General features: G+C 67.3%; 15 protein-coding genes and 1 pseudogene. 10 read left to right on the plus strand and 6 right to left on the minus strand.

The annotated features are described in order from the left end of the window. From AC1DYI_RS09445 to AC1DYI_RS09465, 5 genes and pseudogenes are all read left to right on the plus strand, one after another. Positions 1-358, plus strand: a pseudogene (locus AC1DYI_RS09445) (methyl-accepting chemotaxis protein); the annotation flags it as partial. Between the two features lie 55 nt (positions 359-413). After that, positions 414-1,982, plus strand: a complete 1,569-nt coding sequence (locus tag AC1DYI_RS09450; protein ID WP_477203844.1) for a methyl-accepting chemotaxis protein — start codon at positions 414-416, stop codon at positions 1,980-1,982. 649 nt (positions 1,983-2,631) lie between these two features. Then, positions 2,632-3,762, plus strand: a complete 1,131-nt coding sequence (locus AC1DYI_RS09455; protein WP_477203858.1) for a methyl-accepting chemotaxis protein — start codon at positions 2,632-2,634, stop codon at positions 3,760-3,762. Between the two features lie 92 nt (positions 3,763-3,854). Next, positions 3,855-5,558, plus strand: coding sequence for a methyl-accepting chemotaxis protein (locus tag AC1DYI_RS09460; RefSeq protein WP_477203845.1), 1,704 nt, complete (start codon positions 3,855-3,857; stop codon positions 5,556-5,558). Positions 5,559-5,643: 85 nt separating this feature from the next. Then, positions 5,644-6,192, plus strand: coding sequence for a chemotaxis protein CheW (locus AC1DYI_RS09465; protein WP_477203846.1), 549 nt, complete (start codon positions 5,644-5,646; stop codon positions 6,190-6,192). Positions 6,193-6,289: 97 nt separating this feature from the next. Here the strand turns inward: AC1DYI_RS09465 and AC1DYI_RS09470 are convergent, their stop codons facing one another. Further along, positions 6,290-6,685, minus strand: a complete 396-nt coding sequence (locus tag AC1DYI_RS09470) for a tautomerase family protein (protein WP_477203847.1) — start codon at positions 6,683-6,685, stop codon at positions 6,290-6,292. 109 nt (positions 6,686-6,794) lie between these two features. On the opposite strand from AC1DYI_RS09470, the gene AC1DYI_RS09475 reads away from it, so the two are divergent. After that, a complete protein-coding gene (locus AC1DYI_RS09475; protein ID WP_477203848.1) occupies positions 6,795-7,637 on the plus strand; it encodes a LysR substrate-binding domain-containing protein in 843 nt (280 codons plus the stop codon). A 194-nt stretch (positions 7,638-7,831) separates the two neighbouring features. Here the strand turns inward: AC1DYI_RS09475 and AC1DYI_RS09480 are convergent, their stop codons facing one another. Then, positions 7,832-9,292 (minus strand): antibiotic biosynthesis monooxygenase, encoded by a 1,461-nt coding sequence (locus tag AC1DYI_RS09480; protein WP_477203849.1) that lies wholly within the window; start codon positions 9,290-9,292, stop codon positions 7,832-7,834. A 163-nt stretch (positions 9,293-9,455) separates the two neighbouring features. Here AC1DYI_RS09480 and AC1DYI_RS09485 point away from each other — a divergent pair, with 163 nt between their 5' ends. After that, entirely contained in the window at positions 9,456-9,845 is a 390-nt protein-coding gene (locus AC1DYI_RS09485; RefSeq protein WP_477203850.1) for a VOC family protein, read from the plus strand. Between the two features lie 147 nt (positions 9,846-9,992). Continuing rightward, positions 9,993-10,427, plus strand: a complete 435-nt coding sequence (locus AC1DYI_RS09490; RefSeq protein ID WP_477203851.1) for an SRPBCC family protein — start codon at positions 9,993-9,995, stop codon at positions 10,425-10,427. 171 nt (positions 10,428-10,598) lie between these two features. Here AC1DYI_RS09490 and AC1DYI_RS09495 read toward each other — a convergent pair whose 3' ends face one another. Next, a complete protein-coding gene (locus tag AC1DYI_RS09495; protein WP_477203852.1) occupies positions 10,599-13,166 on the minus strand; it encodes an ABC transporter permease in 2,568 nt (855 codons plus the stop codon). Positions 13,167-13,290: 124 nt separating this feature from the next. On the opposite strand from AC1DYI_RS09495, the gene AC1DYI_RS09500 reads away from it, so the two are divergent. Next, positions 13,291-14,148, plus strand: a complete 858-nt coding sequence (locus tag AC1DYI_RS09500; RefSeq protein WP_477203853.1) for a dioxygenase family protein — start codon at positions 13,291-13,293, stop codon at positions 14,146-14,148. Between the two features lie 25 nt (positions 14,149-14,173). Here AC1DYI_RS09500 and AC1DYI_RS09505 read toward each other — a convergent pair whose 3' ends face one another. The 3 genes from AC1DYI_RS09505 to AC1DYI_RS09515 form a co-directional block, all read right to left on the minus strand. Then, positions 14,174-15,217, minus strand: a complete 1,044-nt coding sequence (locus AC1DYI_RS09505) for a hypothetical protein (protein WP_477203854.1) — start codon at positions 15,215-15,217, stop codon at positions 14,174-14,176. Positions 15,218-15,356: 139 nt separating this feature from the next. Further along, positions 15,357-16,577, minus strand: a complete 1,221-nt coding sequence (locus tag AC1DYI_RS09510) for a choice-of-anchor Q domain-containing protein (protein ID WP_477203855.1) — start codon at positions 16,575-16,577, stop codon at positions 15,357-15,359. A gap of 198 nt (positions 16,578-16,775) precedes the next feature. Beyond that, entirely contained in the window at positions 16,776-18,011 is a 1,236-nt protein-coding gene (locus AC1DYI_RS09515; RefSeq protein ID WP_477203856.1) for a right-handed parallel beta-helix repeat-containing protein, read from the minus strand. Between the two features lie 247 nt (positions 18,012-18,258). Between AC1DYI_RS09515 and AC1DYI_RS09520 the strand changes: the two genes are divergently transcribed. Beyond that, positions 18,259-18,920: hypothetical protein (locus AC1DYI_RS09520; protein WP_477203857.1), on the plus strand; the 662-nt coding region annotated here is incomplete at its 3' end.

Genomic DNA, 18,920 nt, shown 5'->3' on the forward strand with positions numbered 1-18,920 from the left:
AAGCATCGGCATCGGCCAGGTCAACGGCGCTGTCGTGCAACTGGACCAGATGACGCAGCAGAACGCCGCGCTGGTGGAAGAGTCTGCCGCTGCCGCCGAAAGCCTGAAGGACCAGGCCAACCGCCTGGCCGGTGTCGTCGCCGGCTTCCGCCTGGGTGGCCAGGCCGATGTGCGCCAAGCTGCGCCGCGCCCCAGCGCGCCCGCCGCTCGCCCGGCCGCCGCAACGCCGGCGAAGGCATCGGTGAAGGCCCCGCTGTCCGCCAAGCCCAAGGCCGTCGCCCCCGTACCGGCGCCGAGGCCAGTGGCCGCAGCGCCCGCGCCGGCCACCGTCGAGCACGGCGATTGGGAAACCTTCTGATCCGTCGGATGACCGCCTGAGCCCCTGCCACCCACGCACCGACGAGGAGTAGCGCATGAACCTGATGAGAGCCTTCACGATTCGTTGGCGCATGCGCGGCGCGATCGTCCTCGTGCTGGCGCTGTTCGCGCTCGTCGGCCTGACCGCCGTGCTCAGCGGGCGCCACCTGGCCTCGTTGAACGACGAGGTCATGACGCGGGCGGTCACACGTGTCTACACGCTGGGCGACATCCGCGGCGGCGTTGGCGAGGTTCGCCAGCACGAAAAGAACATGGTGATCGACTATGAGGACGGCGTGGCCGTTCTCAAGCACCGCGAGCTGTGGGCCAAGTCGATCGAGAAGACCAAGAAGGCGCTCGGCGCGCTGCTCGAAGGCCAGGAAGACGCCGACAACGTGCTGGCCAAGAAGGCGATCGAAGGCATCGATGCCTACGCCAAGGCGACGCAGCAGGTGCTGGAGCAGATCCAGAACGGCGCCTACGACAACGCCCGCACCGCCGACAAGATGCTGGCCCGGGCCAAGGAGCACATCGCCCAAGTCGAGCAGAACGTCGCCGGCATCCAGGCCATCATCGACAGCGAGGCTGCGGCCACGCAAGAAGAATTCCGCGCCTCGATGCGCAGCGCGCTGGTGACCTTCGTCGGTGTGCTGGCCCTGGTGCTGGTGCTGGTGGTGCCCGCCACGCTGATGAACTCGGCTTCGATCACCCGGCCGATGATCCATGCCCGCGAAGTGGCGCTGGCCATCGCCCAAGGCGATCTGACGCACCGCATCGACGCCGACGGCAAAGACGAAACCGCTGACCTGCTGCGCGCGCTGTCGCACATGCAGCAGTCGCTGTCCGGCCTGGTGGGTGAGGTTCGCCAGGCTTCCGAAAGCATCCACACCGCGTCGAACGAGGTCGCCTCGGGCAACGCCGACCTGTCGCACCGCACCGAGCAGGCCGCCAGCAACCTGCAGCAGACCGCCAGCTCGATGGAGCAGCTGACCGGCACCGTGCGCCAGAGCGCCGATGCCTCGACCCAGGCCAGCCAGATGGCGCACTCGGCTTCGGCCGTGGCCCAACGCGGCGGCGCCGCGGTGGCGCAGGTGGTGGCGACGATGAACGAGATCAACGTCGCGTCGCGCAAGATCGGCGACATCATCGGCGTGATCGACGGCATCGCCTTCCAGACCAACATCCTGGCGCTGAACGCCGCTGTCGAAGCGGCACGTGCCGGTGAACAAGGCCGCGGCTTCGCGGTGGTGGCGGGCGAAGTGCGCTCGCTGGCCCAGCGCAGCGCCGAGGCCGCCAAGGAAATCAAGACCCTGATCAGCGCCTCGGTCGAGAAGGTCGACTCCGGCAGCCGCCAGGTGCAGGACGCGGGTGCCACGATGAGCGAGATCGTCGCCTCGGTGAAGCGCGTCAACGACATCATCAGCGAGATCAACACCGCGTCGACAGAGCAAAGCCAGGGCATCGGCCAGGTCAACACCGCCGTCACCCAGCTCGACCAGATGACGCAGCAGAACGCCGCGCTCGTCGAGCAGTCGGCCGCCGCCGCCGAGAGCCTGAAAGGCCAGGCCAGCGTGCTGAACGGCCTCGTCTCGCGCTTTCACCTCAGCGAAACCAGCACACACTGAATCCCCAGACCGTTACCCGAGCACCATCATGGAAACCTTCCTCCGCAGCATTTCGATCCGTCACCGCTTGTTGGGTGGCATGCTGGTCGTCAGCGTGCTCATCATGGCTCTCGGGGTCTGGGCCAGCATCAGCTACAAAGGCCTGCAGTCGCAGACCGACGAGCTGCTGGACGCGCAGGCTTCGGTCAGCCGTGACACCGGCGCCATCCTGGCTGCGTTCGACCGCATTCAGCGCCATGAGCAATCGGTGCTGCTGAACAGCAACAACGCCGTCGAAGCCGCCGAACACAAGACGCGCTGGGACAAGGAAGTGGCCTCCACCACCGCCTTGCTGACCGCGCCGACGCCAGATGCCGAACGCGCCAAGCACCTGGCCGAAGGCGCTGCCGGCCTGGCCGCCTATGCGAAAGAACTGGCCCCGGTGCTGCAGCAAGTGGTCGAAGCCAAGCTCGACAACACCGCCGGCTACGCCTACGCCCAGCGTTCGCTGCCCGAGCTGGAAAAGGCCCGCACCACCTTCGCCGCGATGGTCAAGGAAACCGAAGAGCGCATCAACACCGAGCGCGCAGAAGCCAAGCGTGTCGGCACCATCCAGAGCAACGTCCGCCTCGGTGGCGCGCTGCTTGTCCTGGGCATCTTCTTCGGCCTGATGTGGACCGTCGCACGCTCGATCGCCAAGCCGCTGGTCGCGGCCACGGCCTGCGCACAACGCATCGCCCGCGGCGACCTGTCTGAGAACATCGTCGACAACGGCAAGGACGAAATCTCGGCCTTCGTCCGTGTGCTGGGTGACATGCAGCTGTCGCTGCGTGACATCGTCGGCCAGGTACGCGCCAGTGCCGACAGCATCTCGACCGCCAGCGCCGAAGTCGCCAGTGGCAACCTCGACCTGAGCCAACGCACCGAACACGCCGCAAGCAATCTGCAGGAGACCGCCGCGTCGCTGCACGAGCTGACCGGCAACGTGCGCCACAGCGCCGAATCGGCCGCCCAGGCCACGCAGCTGGCCTCGTCGGCCAGCCAGGTGGCCGAGCGTGGCGGCAAGGTCGTCGCCCAAGTTGTCAAGACGATGGACGAGATCAACGCCAGCTCGCGCAAGATCGCCGACATCACCGGCGTGATCGACGGCATCGCCTTCCAGACCAACATCCTGGCGCTGAATGCGGCCGTTGAAGCCGCCCGTGCCGGCGAGCAGGGCCGCGGCTTCGCGGTCGTCGCCGCCGAAGTGCGCTCGCTGGCCCAGCGCTCGGCCGAAGCGGCCAAGGAAATCAAGAGCCTGATCGGCACCAGCGTCGACCGGGTCGAGAACGGCGCCCGCCAGGTGCAGGACGCCGGCAGCACGATGACCGAGATCGTCGGCTCGGTGCGCCGCGTCAACGACATCATCGGCGAGATCACCGCCGCGTCGAGCGAGCAGAGCACCGGCATCGGCCAGGTCAACACCGCCGTCACCCAGCTCGACCAGATGACGCAGCAGAACGCCGCGCTGGTGGAAGAGTCTGCCGCCGCAGCCGAAAGCCTGAAGGACCAGGCCCAGCGCCTGATGAAGGTGGTGGCCACCTTCCGCCTCGATGGCAACGGCTCGCTGGCCGTGGCTGCCGCGCCCGCCCCTGTGGCCGCTGCCCGCAGCGCCACCCCGGCTCGCGCCACCGCGCCGGCAGCCCGCCCGGCCGCCGCCGCCGCTCGAGTTGCGACACCAGCAGCAGCGCCCGTGGTTGCAGCCGCACCGGCCCCAGCGGCCGCGCCGACGGCAGCCGAGGACGAGTGGACCTCGTTCTGATCCGTAACGCCGAACAGATCTCGCATTCACTTGCCGCAACGGCCCCGAACGGGGCCGTTCGCGTCACAGCCACGCAGATTGGAGACAAACCCATGCGCCGTTCCTGGTCCCTCAGCGCCCGCCTGTACTGGCTGGCGGCGTTGGTCACTGTCGCCGTGTTGGCGGTGGCCGCCCACACCGGCCGTGCTTTCCACACTGCATCGCTCGACCAGCGCCTGTCCACCACCCGCATGGCGGTGCAGCAGGCGATGGCCATCGCCGAGCGCTACCACGACCAGGAAAAGGCCGGCCAGCTGACCACCGCCGAAGCCCAGGCCAAGGCCAGCGGCGAGATCAAGGCGATCCGCTACGAGGGCAAGGAATACATCTGGATCAACAACATGAACCTGCTGATGGTGATGCACCCCATCAAGCCGGAACTCGACGGCAAAGACCTGTCGCAGATGAAGGACCCCGACGGCAAGTTCCTGTTCAAGGAATTCGTCGCGATGGTCAAGGCCCAAGGTTCGGGCTATGTCGACTACCTGTGGCCGCAACCGGGCAAGCAGGACCCGGAGCCCAAGCGCTCTTATGTCGCCGGCTTCGCCGCCTGGGGCTGGGTGCTGGGTTCGGGCGTCTACACGACCGAGGTTCGCGCCGCGGCGATGAACTTTGCAGCCACCAGTTTCGCGGTTGCCGTGGCTTTGTCGATCGCGGTCTTCGGTTGGGTCCATTGGCTGGCGCGCTCGCTGCGCCGGCGCCTGGAAGTGGCCGACAAAGCGCTGCGCGCCATCGCCGAGGGCAACCTCAGCCAAGCTGTCGAAACCGGCGCCGACGACGAGGTCGGCCGCCTGCTGCGCTCGGTCGAAACCACGCGGACCGGCCTGGCGCGCATCGTCGGGCTGGTGCGCGGTTCGACCGACGGCATCACCAGCGCTTCGGGCGAGATCGCCAGCGGCAACGCCGACCTGTCGCACCGCACAGAGGAAGCCGCGAGCAACCTGCAGCAAACCGCCAGCTCGATGCACCAGCTGACCGGCGCGGTGCGCCAGAGTGCCGACGCCGCGGCCCAGGCCAACCAACTCGCGGCATCGGCCGCGCAAGCGGCTGAACGCGGCGGCCAGGTGGTTGCCGGCGTGGTGTCGAACATGAACGACATCGCGGCCTCCAGCCGCAAGATCGGCGACATCATCGGCGTGATTGACGGCATCGCCTTCCAGACCAACATCCTCGCGCTGAACGCCGCTGTCGAAGCGGCCCGGGCCGGCGAACAGGGCCGCGGCTTCGCGGTGGTGGCCGGCGAAGTGCGCAGCCTGGCGCAACGCAGCGCCGAAGCCGCGCGTGAGATCAAGAGCCTGATCGGCGCGTCGGTCGAGAAGGTCGACAGCGGTACCCGCCTGGTGAACGACGCCGGGGCCACGATGGGCGACATCGTCGGCTCGGTGCGCCGGGTGTCCGACATCATCGGCGAGATCACCGCCGGCGCGGCCGAGCAGCGCGACGGCATCGACCAGGTCAACCGGGCCATCGTCCAGCTCGACCAGATGACGCAGCAGAACGCCGCGCTGGTCGAAGAATCGGCCGCCGCCGCGGACAGCATGAAACGCCAGGCCGAGCACCTGGCCGAGGTCGTTTCGGCCTTCCAGCTCGCTGGCGAGCCCGCATTGGCGGTCGCGCCACCGGCAACGCACGAGCGCGCCGCGCAGGTGGTCATCCAGACCGCTCGCGACACCAGCCGCGACAGCACGACCCCGGTTGGCCGGCCGCATTTGAGCGCCCCGGCTGCCAAATCCGACAGCGATTGGGAAAGTTTTTGAGCTTCACCCAGCCGCGCAACCGCCGATAAGCCATACAGCGGGCGATCTTCGAAGCCCAGCCTCCACCCAAAGGACCGCAAAGACCATGGACATGATCACCGAAGCCAAGCAGGTGGCCAAGCACGAGGCCGCGCGCGCTGGCAAGGGCGCCCGAGCCGCAGCCGCCGCGGCGGCCACCCACGGCGAATACCTGACCTTCCGTCTCGGCGGCGAGGAATACGGCATCGACATCCTGCGTGTGCAGGAGATCCGTTCGTACGAGCAGCCGACCCGCATCGCCAACTCGCCCGCCTTCCTGAAGGGCGTGGTCAACCTGCGTGGCGTGATCGTGCCGATCATCGACCTGCGGGTGAAGCTGAACTGCAACAGCGCCGACTTCAACGCCTTCACCGTCGTGATCGTGCTGAACATCATGGGCCGCGTCGTCGGCGCCGTGGTGGACTCGGTCTCCGACGTGCTGGAGCTGTCGACCGACCAGGTCAAGCCGGCCCCGGGCATGAACGCCCAGGTCGACATGAGCTTCATCACCGGCATCGCCAACGTCGGCGAACGCATGCTGATCCTGATGGACATCACCGCGCTGATGAGTGCCGCCGACATGGGGCTGATCGAGCAGGCGCAAGAGGCCGAATGATCCTCCGCGCCACGGCACCATGCCGTGGCCCGAAGAAGACGACCCGCCTTGCGCGGGTCGTGTCGTTTCTGGCGCCGGTGGACTTCGGTGCTGACTGTCACGCCGGCTGCTGGTAGCGCCATTCCTGCGTGCGCCCGCCAAAGCCGTAGGCCGCGGCGCGGGCATCGATCACGTAGGTGTACGAGTGCTCGACGGCGCCGTGCAGCAACTCGTCCATCGCCTGGTGCACGGCCGCCAGGTAGGCCGCCTTCTCGGCCTTGGTGTTGGTCTCGTCGGTGATGCTGACCGTCCAGTGGTACGAGCGGCGCGGGCTGTCGGCCAGCCGCTGGCCGGCGACGAACCACTGCGTGGCCGGCACGAAATCAATCACCACCGCGGTCAATGCCGGGTCCTTGTGCAGCACGCGGGCGGTCAACTCGGACGCTGTGGCGGCCACCTGCTCGGCCAGGGTGTTGTCGGTAGCGCCGGAGAGCTGGATGTGGATGTAGGGCATGGCAGGTCCTTGGGGATGAGGGTTGAAAGCGGAGACGACGGGGTGATGCTAGGCCTGCCACAATCGTGCGTGAAGCGAATCTTTCTTTCCTCATTCACGAGTATTTCTGATGAATCATCTCGACCCGTCCTGGCTGCAGAGCTTTGTCGCGATCGCTGACAGCGGTGCCCTGGCCCGCGCCGCAGGGCGGGTCCACCGCAGCCCGTCGGCGCTCAGCCTGCAGCTGAAGCAGCTGGAGTCGACATTGGGCGCACGGCTGATCGAGCGCACCACCCGCAAGCTGCAGCTGACACGCGAGGGCGAGCGCTTTCTGCCTTATGCGCGTGAGCTGCTGGATCTGCAACAGGCGGCGATGCAAGCCTTGCAGCCCACCACCGAGCAAGGGCTGTGGCGGATCGGCCTGAGCGAGTACTTTCTGCCGGCGCGGTTGAAGGCGCTGCTGGGTTTTCTGGAGCAACAGGCCGATGGCGCAGGGCTCGAAGTGACCTGGGCCCGCTCGAGCGAACTGCAGCGCCAGTGGGCCGACGGGGCGCTCGACCTGGCGGTGATCACTGCGCACGAGCCGCCAGCCGATGCGCTGCTGTTGCGGCGTGAGCCCTTGGCCTGGGTCGCGGCGCCGGGCTTTCACGCCTCGCCGAACCGGCCGCTGCCCTTGGTCCTGCTGGCCGAGCCCTGCCCGGTGCGCGAGCTGGCATTGGCCGCCCTGGCCCGGCGTGGCCAGCCGCACAGCCTGCGCATGGCCTGCAGCGGCAGCCAGGCGGTGGTGACCGCGCTGCGCGCCGGCTGGGGCGTGGGCTGCCTCAACAGCTCGGCCGTACCGGCGGACCTGGTGGTCTTGTCGGAAAGCGACCCGCGGCGCTGGCCCTCACCCGGCCGACTGGCCTTTTACGCCTTGACCCAGCCGTGGATGGCGCCGCTGGTGAAGCAGTTGAAGGCCTGGGCGACGCACTGAGGCCCTACCACAGCCAACGGCCCCCTTCGCAGCCCGATCGACCTATTTGTGGGCCGTGACCTTGGTCACTTGTCCCCCTTGGACGTGGACAACGCTGTGGACAACACAAGCATGGCGCTTGTAAGCCGTTGATGACAGAGGCTTTGGCCTGGATTGCTCAACGAAAGAGCACCGCCCGCGCCCGTTACAGCTGTTCAGCCGCCGAGGCCGTGGCCACCCACCGGTTCGACGACCTGATGCTGCTCGAAGCCCTGGATGAGCGGCATCGCCCGCTGGATCGCCGCCTTGACCTCCGGCATGCCGAGCGAAGCCTGGTGGCTGGCCTCGCTGTCCCAGACCTCGGTGATCCAGATCGCCTGCTCGTTGCCAGGCTCGCGCGCGACGACATAACTCTTGCAGCCGGGCATCACGTCCACGTTTTGCAGCAGGATCGTGATCAGCGCATCGCGCTGGCCGGGCTTGGCAAGCATCTTTCCGATCAGTCCATACATCTTCGAGCCTCCAGGTTCGTCGAACATCAGCACCGCATTCGGTGCGGGCATCTCGCCGTTCGCGCGCGCGGCCGCAGTGGCGGGTCGAGGCGTCCAGGCACGGCCGCTCTCGGCCTCGTCCATGCTGCCGTACTGGCCAAGCGGGCGGAATCCCGCAAAGGCGTAAGGGCGGCCTTGTGCCTGCAGGGTCGACACCTGGTCCGCCACGTGAAAGTGCAGGTGCGGGCCCGACGAGTTGACACCCGAACGCCCGACCTTGGCGAGCACCTGGCCGGCTTTCACCAGTTGGCCGCGCTTCACGCCGATGCTGCCGCGTTGCAGATGCTCGTAGAACACGAAGCGGCCGCCGCCTGTGCCACCGATCGCCAGGCACAGGTAGTTGCCGGCCACGTCTTCGTCCGTCCACCGCTCGGCCGGCAGCTGGCTCGCCAGCACGTCTTCGCGGCCATCGCGCAAGTCGACGATTTGGCCATCCGCCACCGCCAGAACGTCCTGCCCCCACCCATGCCACTTTTCGAAGGCCGAGCTCGCAGTGCCAGCCCAAGGCTGGCCTTGCGCGTCGAGCTTGATCCAGTCGATCGCGAAACGCGCCGGGATGTAGCGGCGACCATCGCGCACGAAGGCCGCGCGCCGATGGCCGAATGGGAAGGCCGGGTCGAACACCGCGGCCCAAGGACCACCTCGCAGCGGGGCGCCCAGCGGCGTCGGCTGTGCTAACGGCAACGTTGCAGTGAGTGGTGTCAACGTGGTTGCACCCTCGCCTTGCAGCGTGCAATCGACTCGCACTGATGTGACGGCATCCCCACGCGTGGCCAACGGATGCCACAGAAACAGCCACAGCGATTCGCCCGGCGCGACGCTGAGGCTGGTGGCGGGTCGGCCCTTGGCGCCGGCTGCCGCGGCCAGCAAAGGCGCACCGTCCAGATGCAGCAGCGCGGGAGCCCCGGTGCCGGCAGGCGACACCGACAGCGCCCGCAACTCGGTGGCCGTGGCCGACGCGTTGTGGATTCCCAATTCACCGACCAGCCAAGCCTGGCCACTCATGTGCGCCATGGCGAAGCCATCCGGCGTCAGCAGCGTCGGCTCCGTCTGCGCCCGAGCCGCCCAAGACGGCAACAGCACGGCGGGGGCAAGGGCAGCGAGTTGTCGGCGGGTCATCGTCATGGGCGCCGATTAGACGAGTGCAAGCCGAGACGCCACAAGCGCTGCGACGAAAGGCCCTCGAGCGGGAATCGATGCCGGCAAACCCGGTGCCAACAAGATGGTCCCTGCGGCGAACCGGGGCTCCAGAACCCGCCTAAGATTTCTGGCTCAACAGGGAACTGCCATGACCATCGAACTCGACCATTCCATCGTGTCGTCCCACCACAAGACCGAGTCGGCGCGCCAACTCGCCGAGTTGCTCGGCGTGCCTTGGGGCGAAGCAGGCGTGGGGCCTTTCACCGCGGTCTACGTGAACTCGGGCTTGACACTGGACTTCATCGACACCCAAGAGGACTTCCCGATCCAGCACTTCTGCTTTCGCGTCAGCGAGGCGGAGTTCGACGAGATCCTCGCGCGCATCCAGGCCGCCGGCATCGCCTACCGTGCGGACGTGCGCGGCCCGATGGACATGAAGATCAGCACCCACTGGGGTGGCCGCGGCATCTACTGGAACGAGCCTGACGGGCACCAGTGGGAGATGCTGACCGCGAGCTACGCGCGCCAGCCGCGCTGAGGCTGTCGAGCCAAACCCTCCTGGCGTGCCAGGCGCGGCGATTGCTGCCCCGCGTTCAGCGGATGCAAAGGTCCGAAAACGGCACGACGGCGGCGAAGCGACCGCCTACGCTGAAGCCCTGTTCAAACACCGACCGAGGGACTTCCAATGGCTTCTATTCACCAGGAAATTGGCATTGACGCAACGCCCGCCGAAGTGTGGGACGCGCTGCGTGACGTGGGCGCCTTGCACACCCGGCTGGTCAAAGGCTTCGTCGTCGATTGCCGGCTGGAAGGCGAAGCGCGCATCGTGCAGTTCGCCAATGGCATGACGGCGCGCGAGCTGATCATCGACGTCAGCGATGCTCAGCGCCGCATCGCATGGTCGGCCACCGGCGGCCGGCTGACGCACCACAACGCTTCGGCGCAGGTGCGAGACGATGGCACTGGCCGCAGCCGCGTGACCTGGGTAGCCGATCTGCTGCCGCACGAAATGGCACCGGCCGTCGCTGGGATGATCGAGCAGGGCCTGCAGGCGATGCGGCGTACGCTCGAAGGCGAGCACGCCACCAGCACCATCGGCGGCGACTGGCGCGGAGGCTAGGTCGGCGGCAGGAGCCGCCGACCTAGCCTATCGGCATACACCCAGCTCCCCCGAGCCCCCTCCACGAGGGAGCTCCAGCACGAACGATCACTCCCTCCAGCCTCCCTCCGCGAGGGAGGCTCCAGTCAGATTGACACCAGGGGCACGCAGCGTCTTGGTGATTCTTCACACCTAGACCTCGCCGGCGCGGCGCAGCGTGTCCATCACTGGCCGGTGCAGCAGGCCACGCAAACTCCACCAGCCCGCGGCCAGCGCCAGCCAGGCGCCTGCCAGCGCCCCTACCAGGGGCACCCACGGTGCGGCCGTCCACGGGAACTCGAAGGCATAACGTGCCAACGCACTGCCCACCGCGGCTGCGGCCAGTGTGGCCAGCAGCCCGGCCAGCGCGCCCACGCCCAGCAGCTCGGCACGCTGCACCTGACCCAGCAGGCGCGCACCGGAGCCACAGGCGCGCATCACCGCGTACTCGCGCGCCCTCGCTTCGCGGGTAGCGCTGACAGCCGCGAACAGCACCGCCAGCCCGGTGGCCAGCGTGAACGCGAACAGGAACTCGACCGCACGGATCACCTGGTCCAGCACCTGCTGCAGTTGGCGCACCGAGGCCGACACGTCGATCGCCGTGATGTTCGGGAAACGTTTGGTCAATGCGTTGTCGAAACCTGGCGCCACGGCCACATCCGGCGCGCGAAAGGCCGCCATGAAGGTCACTGGCACGTCGGTCATCTCAGCCACCGGGTAGATGACGAAGAAGTTGGCCCGCATCGAGCCCCAGTCGACCTTGCGGATGCTGGTGACGCGCGCATCGTGCAACTGGCCTCCGATGTCAAAGCGCAGCGAGTCGCCGAGCTTGGCGCCAATCGTCTCGGCCACGCCCTGCTCGATGCTCAGGCCAGCGGCCTCGTTGGCCGTCCACTTGCCTTCCAGCACCTGGTTGTGCGGTGGCATCTGCGCGCTGTGGCTCAGGTTGAACTCACGCTCCACCGTGCGGCGCGCTCGTTCATCCTCGGCGAAACGAGTGCCGATCGGCTCGTCGTTGATCGCCACCAGGCGGCCGCGGATCATCGGGTACCAGTCGTAGCCTTCGGGCACTTTGGCATCGGCCAACGCCTTGCGGAACTCGTCGACCTGGTCCGGCTGCACGTTGATCACGAAGCGGTTCGGCGCGTCTTTCGGCGTGCTGGCACGCCAACTGTCGACTAGGTCAGTGCGCAGCAGCACCAGCAGCGCCAGCGCCATCAAGCCGACTGACAGCGACGAGACCTGCAGCACGGTAAACGCGGGCCGCGCCGCAATCTGGCGCGTCGCCAGCACCAACCAGCGCGGTGCGCGCGCCTCGGGCACCGCGCGCCGCAACAGCCACACGGCCACCCAGGCGAGCAGTGCGAAGAAGGCCAGGGCCGCCGCAAAGCCGCCGACGGCGATCGCACCCAGCACCGGGTCGCGCGCCACGGCCAACAACAGGCCGGCAAAGCTGGCCGCGCCGGCCAGCAACACGCCGAGCGACGCGGGCCGCAACTGGCCCACGTCGCGCCGGATCACGCGCAGCGGCGGCACCTTGGCCAACTGCAGCACGGGCGGCAGGCCAAAGCCCAGCAACAGCGTCAGCCCGACGCCCAAACCAAACAGCGCCGGCCACACGCCGGGCGGCGGCAGCGTGGCGGGCACCAAAGCGCCCAGCAGCTTGACGAACAACAGGTGCATCGCCAGCCCCGCCAGCACGCCAGCCAGGCTCGCCACGAGCCCCAGGCCGACGAACTCGATCGCGAAGGCGCCGGCGATGCGCCGCTGCGACAGGCCCAGCACACGCAGCATCGCGCAGTCGTCGAGGTGGCGTTGTGCGAAGTCGCGCGCGGCGATGGCCACCGCCACCGCGGCCAGCAGCGCCGCCAGCAGCGCCACCAGGTTCAGAAACTTCTCGGCCCGGTCCAGCGTCTGGCGCATTTCGGGGCGGCCCGATTCGAGCGACTCGACACGCATGCCACGCAGGCCCTCGCCCTTGATCTTGGCGCCGGCCCATTGGGTGTAGTCGCGCACCGCCACCTCGCGGCCAGCCGGGGCCACCATCGCAAGCCGGTAGGTCACGCGGCTCGCCGGCTGCACCAGGCCCGTCGCGGCCAGGTCGGCCTCGTTCAGCATCACCCGCGGCGCGAATGCGAGGAAACCGGCGCCGCGGTCGGGCTCGATCACGATCACCTTGGCCAAGGTCAGCCGAGCGTCACCGAGCAACAGGCCATCGCCAAGTTTCAGGCCCAGCGCATCGAGCACCGTGGCATCGGCCCACGCCTCGCCCGGCGCCGGGCCGGTCTGCACCGCCACTTCGCCCTGGCCCGCATCCACGGTCAGGCTGCCGCGCAACGGGTAGCCGCCGCTGACCGACTTCACCGCCACCAGGCGGCTGGCGCCACCCTTGTCGTCCGGCGCCCGCGCCATGCTCGGGAAGGCCGCCGTGCGCGCCGTTGTCAGCCCGACTTGCTTCGCGTGTTCCTCGAACACGGACGGCAACAGGTGGTCGCTGCTGATCACCGAGTCACCGCCCAGCAGTTGCGCCGCGTCGCGAGTCAGCCCGGCCTGCAGCCGGTCGGCGAAAAAACCCACCGCCGTCAGCGCCGTCACTGCCAGCAGCACCGCCACCAACACCAGCCGCAACTCGCCGGCGCGGAAGTCGCGCATGGCCTGCTGCGCGGCCAGGCGCCAGACCGAGGGTTCGCGGGGTGTCGAAGCAGTGAGGGCAGCAGTCATGCCCGGCACGGTACACCGAAAGCCCCGCCGCACCGGCGGCCCGCGGCACAAGCCCGACTGCGTTGAATGCAGCATGCAGTGGGCTCGAAGCCTGAACCATCCGCCCGGTGCTTCAATCGTCGACATGGACACCTCCACCGCCCTGCCGCCGCTGTACATCTCCCACGGCTCGCCGATGACCGCGCTCGACGCGGGCGAGGCCGGCGCTTTCTGGCGCCGCCTCGGCCCGGTGATCAGCGCTACCTTCGGCACGCCGAAGGCCATCCTCGCCATCTCGGCGCATTCGCTGACGCGTGAGCCGGTGCTGCTGGCCGCGCCGCGCCACGAGGCCGTCTACGACTTTTCAGGCTTTCCCGACGCGCTGTACCGGCTGCGCTACGACGCCCCCGGCGCACCGGCTTTGGCCGAGCGGGTGGCCACGCTGCTGCGCGGTGCCGGCCTGCCCGTCCACGTCGACAACGACGGTGGCCTGGACCACGGCATCTGGACGCCGCTGCGCTCGATGTTCCCCGACGCCGACATCCCGGTGCTGCCGCTGGCCTGGCCACCGAACTGGAAGCCCGAGGCGCTGTTCAAGCTCGGCGAGGCACTGGCCCCGCTGGCGGCCGAGGGTGTGCTGGTCATGGGCAGCGGCGCGATCACCCACAACCTGCGCCTGTTCGCCGGCGGGCGTGKTGCGATCGACACGCCGGAATTTCCCGAGAGCGCCGCCTTCCGCAAGTGGGTGCGCGACGAAGTGGCCGCGCGAGATTGGGCGACGCTGTTCGACTACCGCGCCCAGGCGCCGCATGCGGCCCACATGCACCCGACCGACGAGCACTGGTTGCCGTTCTACGTGGCCGCCGGTGCCGGTGGCCGCGATGCCGTGGGCCAGCGCCTGCACGACAGCGTGACCTATGGTCACTTGGCCATGGACGCGTATGCGTTCGGGCCCCAGGCACGCCGCCTCGCCGAAGCGCTGAAGGCTCCGCAAGCCGCCTGATCGCGGCCAACGGCGTCGTCGGGCCTCAACGGACCAGCTTGTCCTCGACCTTGTCGCCGTCATGCACGCGCAAGACGAACATGTCCAGCTTGCCCGTAGCCCAATCACGGCAGGTGTCGAGGATCGACAGATTGCGGCCCCACACCTCAGGCACCGCGGGCAGATTGACGAGGCTCAGTATCTTCGACGTCAAAGGTTTGTCCGAACGCTCGCAGGCCATGAAGAACATCTTCTGCACGTTACGCTGATCCGGAAAGGCGTCAACTAGCGCCTCGGCATCCTGCGCCAGTGCCGCCTCGTCGATCTCCTTCTTGTGGACGAGCGAATAGCCAGCTTCATCCGAGAACCAGACCAGGCGGGCATACATCGCTTCCTGACGCGCCGCATCGTCCTGCCTGACCACCTGATTCAGCAATTCCAGCATCTGCTCCTTGCTGCCTCCCCAGTTGGGACTGACATGACGCATGCGATTGAAGTAGATGGCGTGAAACGCTGGGTACCTCCTCACGCCCACTTGGAACACGGCACTCGAGAGCGCGTCACCTTCACTTAGTCCTGTTGCCATCCGCAGGCGGGCCGAGTACCACGCCGGATGGGAGGACAGTTCGTCCTTGTGATCGTCGAGAACGTCCCGCGACTGCGCGAGGTAGCGCTTGAAAGCTGGCCAGGCCTCTGGCTTGACGGAGCTGGCGAAGCCCTCTCCACGAGCTTGCCAAGCCCGAGCTTCCAAGAGCTGCGCGACCATCATCCAAGCCAATGGGCGGCGCTTTGCCAGGGCCCGAACACGATCCAGCGCAGATTGCCAGGCCTTGTCGTCCTCGAACCGCGCGGTGGCTGCGTCCGAGAAGTACTCGTATAGAAAAGTCACTCGCCACTTGCCGTCGGCAAACCTGGCCTGCGACGACAAGTCATCCGCGGCCAGGTGCTCCACGCCGGCGAAGTCTTTGGCCGCCGTCAGGCGAAAGATCTCCGCCTTCAACTGGTCTCGCTCTTCCAGCGCCTTCGACTGAGCGAGTGCCAACGGTGACATCAATGCCAGGCAAAGGCTGGCGATGAATCTAGCGAGCATCCGAAGACTCCATTCCTGAAAGAATGTTGACAGGTGATGGGGGCAAGCGGACGCACGCCGCTTTTCGGGCTGTCATGGCCAAGGGTTCCGGGGCCTACCACATCTGGCAGCGGGCCTCCGATCCGTGATCGATGTGGGATCAGTGCGCGTGGTACTCGATCGCGCCGAGGTCGATCACCTTGCGGTCGTCACCATTGCCGTCAACACGGCGCTTGCGGCCGAGCAGGTCGGTCTCGCCTGGCACGGTGGTCTTCGCACCGACATCGATGGCCGGCGAGCCGGCCGTCAGGGCATAGGCCTTGACGTCCTGGCCTGCGCCGTCGAACTGCGGATCGACAGCGATGTTGCGGTGCTGGCCCGCGGCCGCCACGCACCTGCCGCCGATCGATGCACCGTTGGCAGCGAAGACGTCATTCCTGCGGAACTCCGGCGACACTCGGTCTTCGGTGCCGTCGCAGAAAACGCTGCTCGTCCCTTTGGACGTGAAGAAGATATTGTTCGTAAACTGAACGTCGTGGGGGAAGCCGCTGGTGTAGAGCTCGCTGCCGTCGTTGGCCTGGTTGTCGGCGACCGTGTTGTTGAACCAGAAGCCCCCCTGCCCGCCGGAGGGCACGGACACGGCGATTCCGCCGCCCGCGCCTGACACATTGCCATAGACGGCGTTGTTGACAAAGGTCGGGTTGCTGACGTTGAACGTCGAGACACCACCGCCCCAATCGCCCGACGTGTTGAAGCGGACAGTGTTGCGTGCGATGAGCGGATGGCCCGCGCCATTCATGCCGATCCCGCCGCCTTCCATGTCGGTCTGGTTGTACTCGATCAGGTTGTCGGTGAGCTCCACCGCGCCGTCGCCGAAGATCTCGACCCCACCGCCGACGGTCCCGCCGCCGCATCCATCCTGATGGTTGTGGTGGATGTGGTTGCCGACGATCAGGGCGGACGAAAAGCTTGCGGCGATGCCGTTGCCGCTGCAAGCCGAGCTGTCTCGCACGATGTTGCCGCGGATCGTCGGCGACGCGTAGTAGATCTGGACGCCGCCGCCGGTCAGCGGGTGTTCGGTGGCATTGCCGTTGCGCAACATGAAGCCACTCAACACGGAAGCGCGCGTCTCCCCGGAATGGAAGCGCACGGCCGAGTTCTTGCGGTGCGGATCGATGATCGTCTTCTTGGGGCCATCGCTGCTCGTCACCGTGATCGCCTTGCCCATGAAGTCGATCGACTCGTGGTAGATGCCCGGCGCGACAAGCACTGTGTCACCGTCTGCCGCGGCATCGATGGCGGATTGGATCGTGCTGCTGTCGAGCGGCACGCATATGGTGGCGGCCTGGGCGGTGGCGGCCAGCACGGTCAGCGCCAGCAATGCGTGGTTCTTCTTCAACATCTCGGCTCCCTCCGGGGTCAAGTCGCGCCGGATCGGCGCCGCGGCAGTCTAACGGGACAACTGCACCGTCCTTCGGCCCGGCGCTCTCAAGGGCGGATCGCGCCCTGATCGAAGAAGACGAAGGCGGCCGGGCTTGCCGCGTCCGTCCGCGGGTCCGATCAGCGCCAGGCAGCCCGATCAGTGCGCACCGTACTCGATCGCGCCCAGGTCGATCACCCTGCGATCGTCGCCATTGCCGTCGACGCGGCGCTTGTGCCCCAGCAGGTCGGTCTCGCCGGCCGCKGCGGTCTTGGCACCGGCGTCGATGGCCGGCGAGCCGGCCGTCAGCGCAAAGGCCTTGGCGCCCTTGCCCGCGCTGTTGAACAGCGGGTCGGCGGAGATGTTGCCGCTCTGGCCTGCATCGGCGGCGCAGACGCCGCCGATGGTCGCGCCGTTGGTCGCGTAGACGTCATTGCGATGGAAGACGGGAGAAACGGGGTCAAACTCTCCCGTGCAATACAGGCCGGTCGCGCCCTTGGAGGTGACGAAGATGTTGTTCGTCAGCTGCAGCTGACTGACGAAGTTGTTGTTGGTGTAGAGCTCGCTGCCCGTGATGGCCTCGTTGTGCGCCACCGTGTTGTTGACCCACAGGCCACCTTGTGTTTCGAACGGGGGGATCAACGACAAACCGCCGCCGGCTGGCGCGCTGTTCTCATGGACCAGGTTGTCGATGAATGTCGGGTTGCAGACGTTCACGGTTGCGACGCCGCCGCCACGCTCTCCGGCTCGATTCCTGCGAATGACATTGCGTGCCAACAGGGGACGGGCGGCGCTGTTCATGCCGATGCCGCCGCCTTCGCCATCCGTCTGGTTGTCCTCGATCAGGTTGTCGGTCAGTTCGGGGTCGCCTTGACCGCTCAGATAGATCCCTCCGCCGATCGATCCGCCTCGATTGTCGAGGACGTGGTTGTTGACGATCAATGCCGACGACTCCGAAAGACCGATGCCGTTGCCACCGCTTGCCGTGTTGTGGCGAACGATGTTGTCTCGAACCGTCGGCGATGCCATGGTGATGTACACGCCACCGCCATTCCACTGGCCGCTGCCGTTTTGCAGTGTGAAGCCGCTCAGCACCGCGGCGCGCGTTTCACCGGACCACAGGCTGACCACGGGGCCCTTCCTGTCTGCATCGATGATCGTCTTCTTGGCGCCATCGCTACTGGTCACCGTGATCGCCTTGCCCTTGAAGTCGATGGCTTCATGGTAGGTACCCGGCGCGACGAGCACAGTGTCGCCGGCTACCGCGGCATCGATGGCGGCCTGGATCGTGCTGCGATCCTGCGGCACACGGATGGTGGTCGCGGCCTGTGCCGTGGCCGCCAGCATCGGCACAGCCATGGTCAGCGCGAGCATGGCGTGGGTCTTCTTCGACATCTGGTCTCCCTCCAGAAACACGTGGAACGATCGCGCCACGATCGGCGCCGCGGCAGTCTAGCGTGCCATCCGCACGGACTGTCCGTCGGGCGCTCATCAAAACCTCTATCCCCTGAAAGCACCAGGGCCTGTCATCAACCGGTCACCCGGCCTTCAACACGGCGTCACGGTCGCCGCCTAGCCTGTTGCTCCAGCTGCGCCCCCGTATCACGGGCGGCAAGCCCCATCATCATTAGGAGCGAGATACATGAAGTTGAAGACCTTGGCGCTGGCCGCCGCAATGACCCTGGTCTTGTCGGCCGCACAGGCCGCCACCGGCCCCAGCAGCAGCCAGGCGCCCTACCTGGTGCCCAGCGCCACCGGCGTGTCGGTGACCTCGATCATCTCGGTCGGCGACGCCGCCACCAACGGCTACAAGATGGTCGGCATCCCCGACGGTCTGGGCGCCTATGACAACAACGACGGCACCTTCACCGTCACGATGAACCACGAGATCGGCAACACCTTGGGCGCCGTGCGCGCTCACGGCAGCATCGGCGCCTTCGTGTCGAAGTGGGTGGTCCGCAAGAGCGACCTGAAGGTGCTGACCGGCCAGGACATGGTTCAGTCGGCCGCCGACGTGTACACCTGGGACACGGCCACCAACACCTGGGTCGCCGGCACCACCGCCTTCGGTCGCACCTGCTCGGCCGACATGGCTGAGCCGGGCGCCTACTGGAACCCGACGACCAAGAAGGGCGTGAAGACCGCGCGCATCCACCTGAACGGTGAAGAGAACGGCGTCGAAGGCCGTGCACTGGCGTGGGTGGTGGGCGAAGCCGGTGGCCCGAACACCGTGTGGGAGCTGCCCGCACTCGGCCGCTTCTCGTTCGAGAACGCTGTTGCCAACCGCGTCAAGCAAGACAAGAC

This window comes from Ideonella sp. P3_A4 (assembly GCF_056403075.1).

Excerpts from the sequence above, each read along its gene's own strand:
- AC1DYI_RS09450 (WP_477203844.1), top strand. The coding sequence starts at position 414 with ATGAACCTGATGAGAGCCTTCACGATTCGTTGGCGCATGCGCGGCGCG.
- AC1DYI_RS09455 (WP_477203858.1), top strand. The coding sequence starts at position 2,632 with ATGTGGACCGTCGCACGCTCGATCGCCAAGCCGCTGGTCGCGGCCACG.
- AC1DYI_RS09460 (WP_477203845.1), top strand. The coding sequence starts at position 3,855 with ATGCGCCGTTCCTGGTCCCTCAGCGCCCGCCTGTACTGGCTGGCGGCG.
- AC1DYI_RS09465 (WP_477203846.1), top strand. The coding sequence starts at position 5,644 with ATGGACATGATCACCGAAGCCAAGCAGGTGGCCAAGCACGAGGCCGCG.
- AC1DYI_RS09470 (WP_477203847.1), bottom strand. The coding sequence starts at position 6,685 with ATGCCCTACATCCACATCCAGCTCTCCGGCGCTACCGACAACACCCTG.
- AC1DYI_RS09475 (WP_477203848.1), top strand. The coding sequence starts at position 6,795 with ATGAATCATCTCGACCCGTCCTGGCTGCAGAGCTTTGTCGCGATCGCT.
- AC1DYI_RS09480 (WP_477203849.1), bottom strand. The coding sequence starts at position 9,292 with ATGACGATGACCCGCCGACAACTCGCTGCCCTTGCCCCCGCCGTGCTG.
- AC1DYI_RS09485 (WP_477203850.1), top strand. The coding sequence starts at position 9,456 with ATGACCATCGAACTCGACCATTCCATCGTGTCGTCCCACCACAAGACC.
- AC1DYI_RS09490 (WP_477203851.1), top strand. The coding sequence starts at position 9,993 with ATGGCTTCTATTCACCAGGAAATTGGCATTGACGCAACGCCCGCCGAA.
- AC1DYI_RS09495 (WP_477203852.1), bottom strand. The coding sequence starts at position 13,166 with ATGACTGCTGCCCTCACTGCTTCGACACCCCGCGAACCCTCGGTCTGG.
- AC1DYI_RS09505 (WP_477203854.1), bottom strand. The coding sequence starts at position 15,217 with ATGCTCGCTAGATTCATCGCCAGCCTTTGCCTGGCATTGATGTCACCG.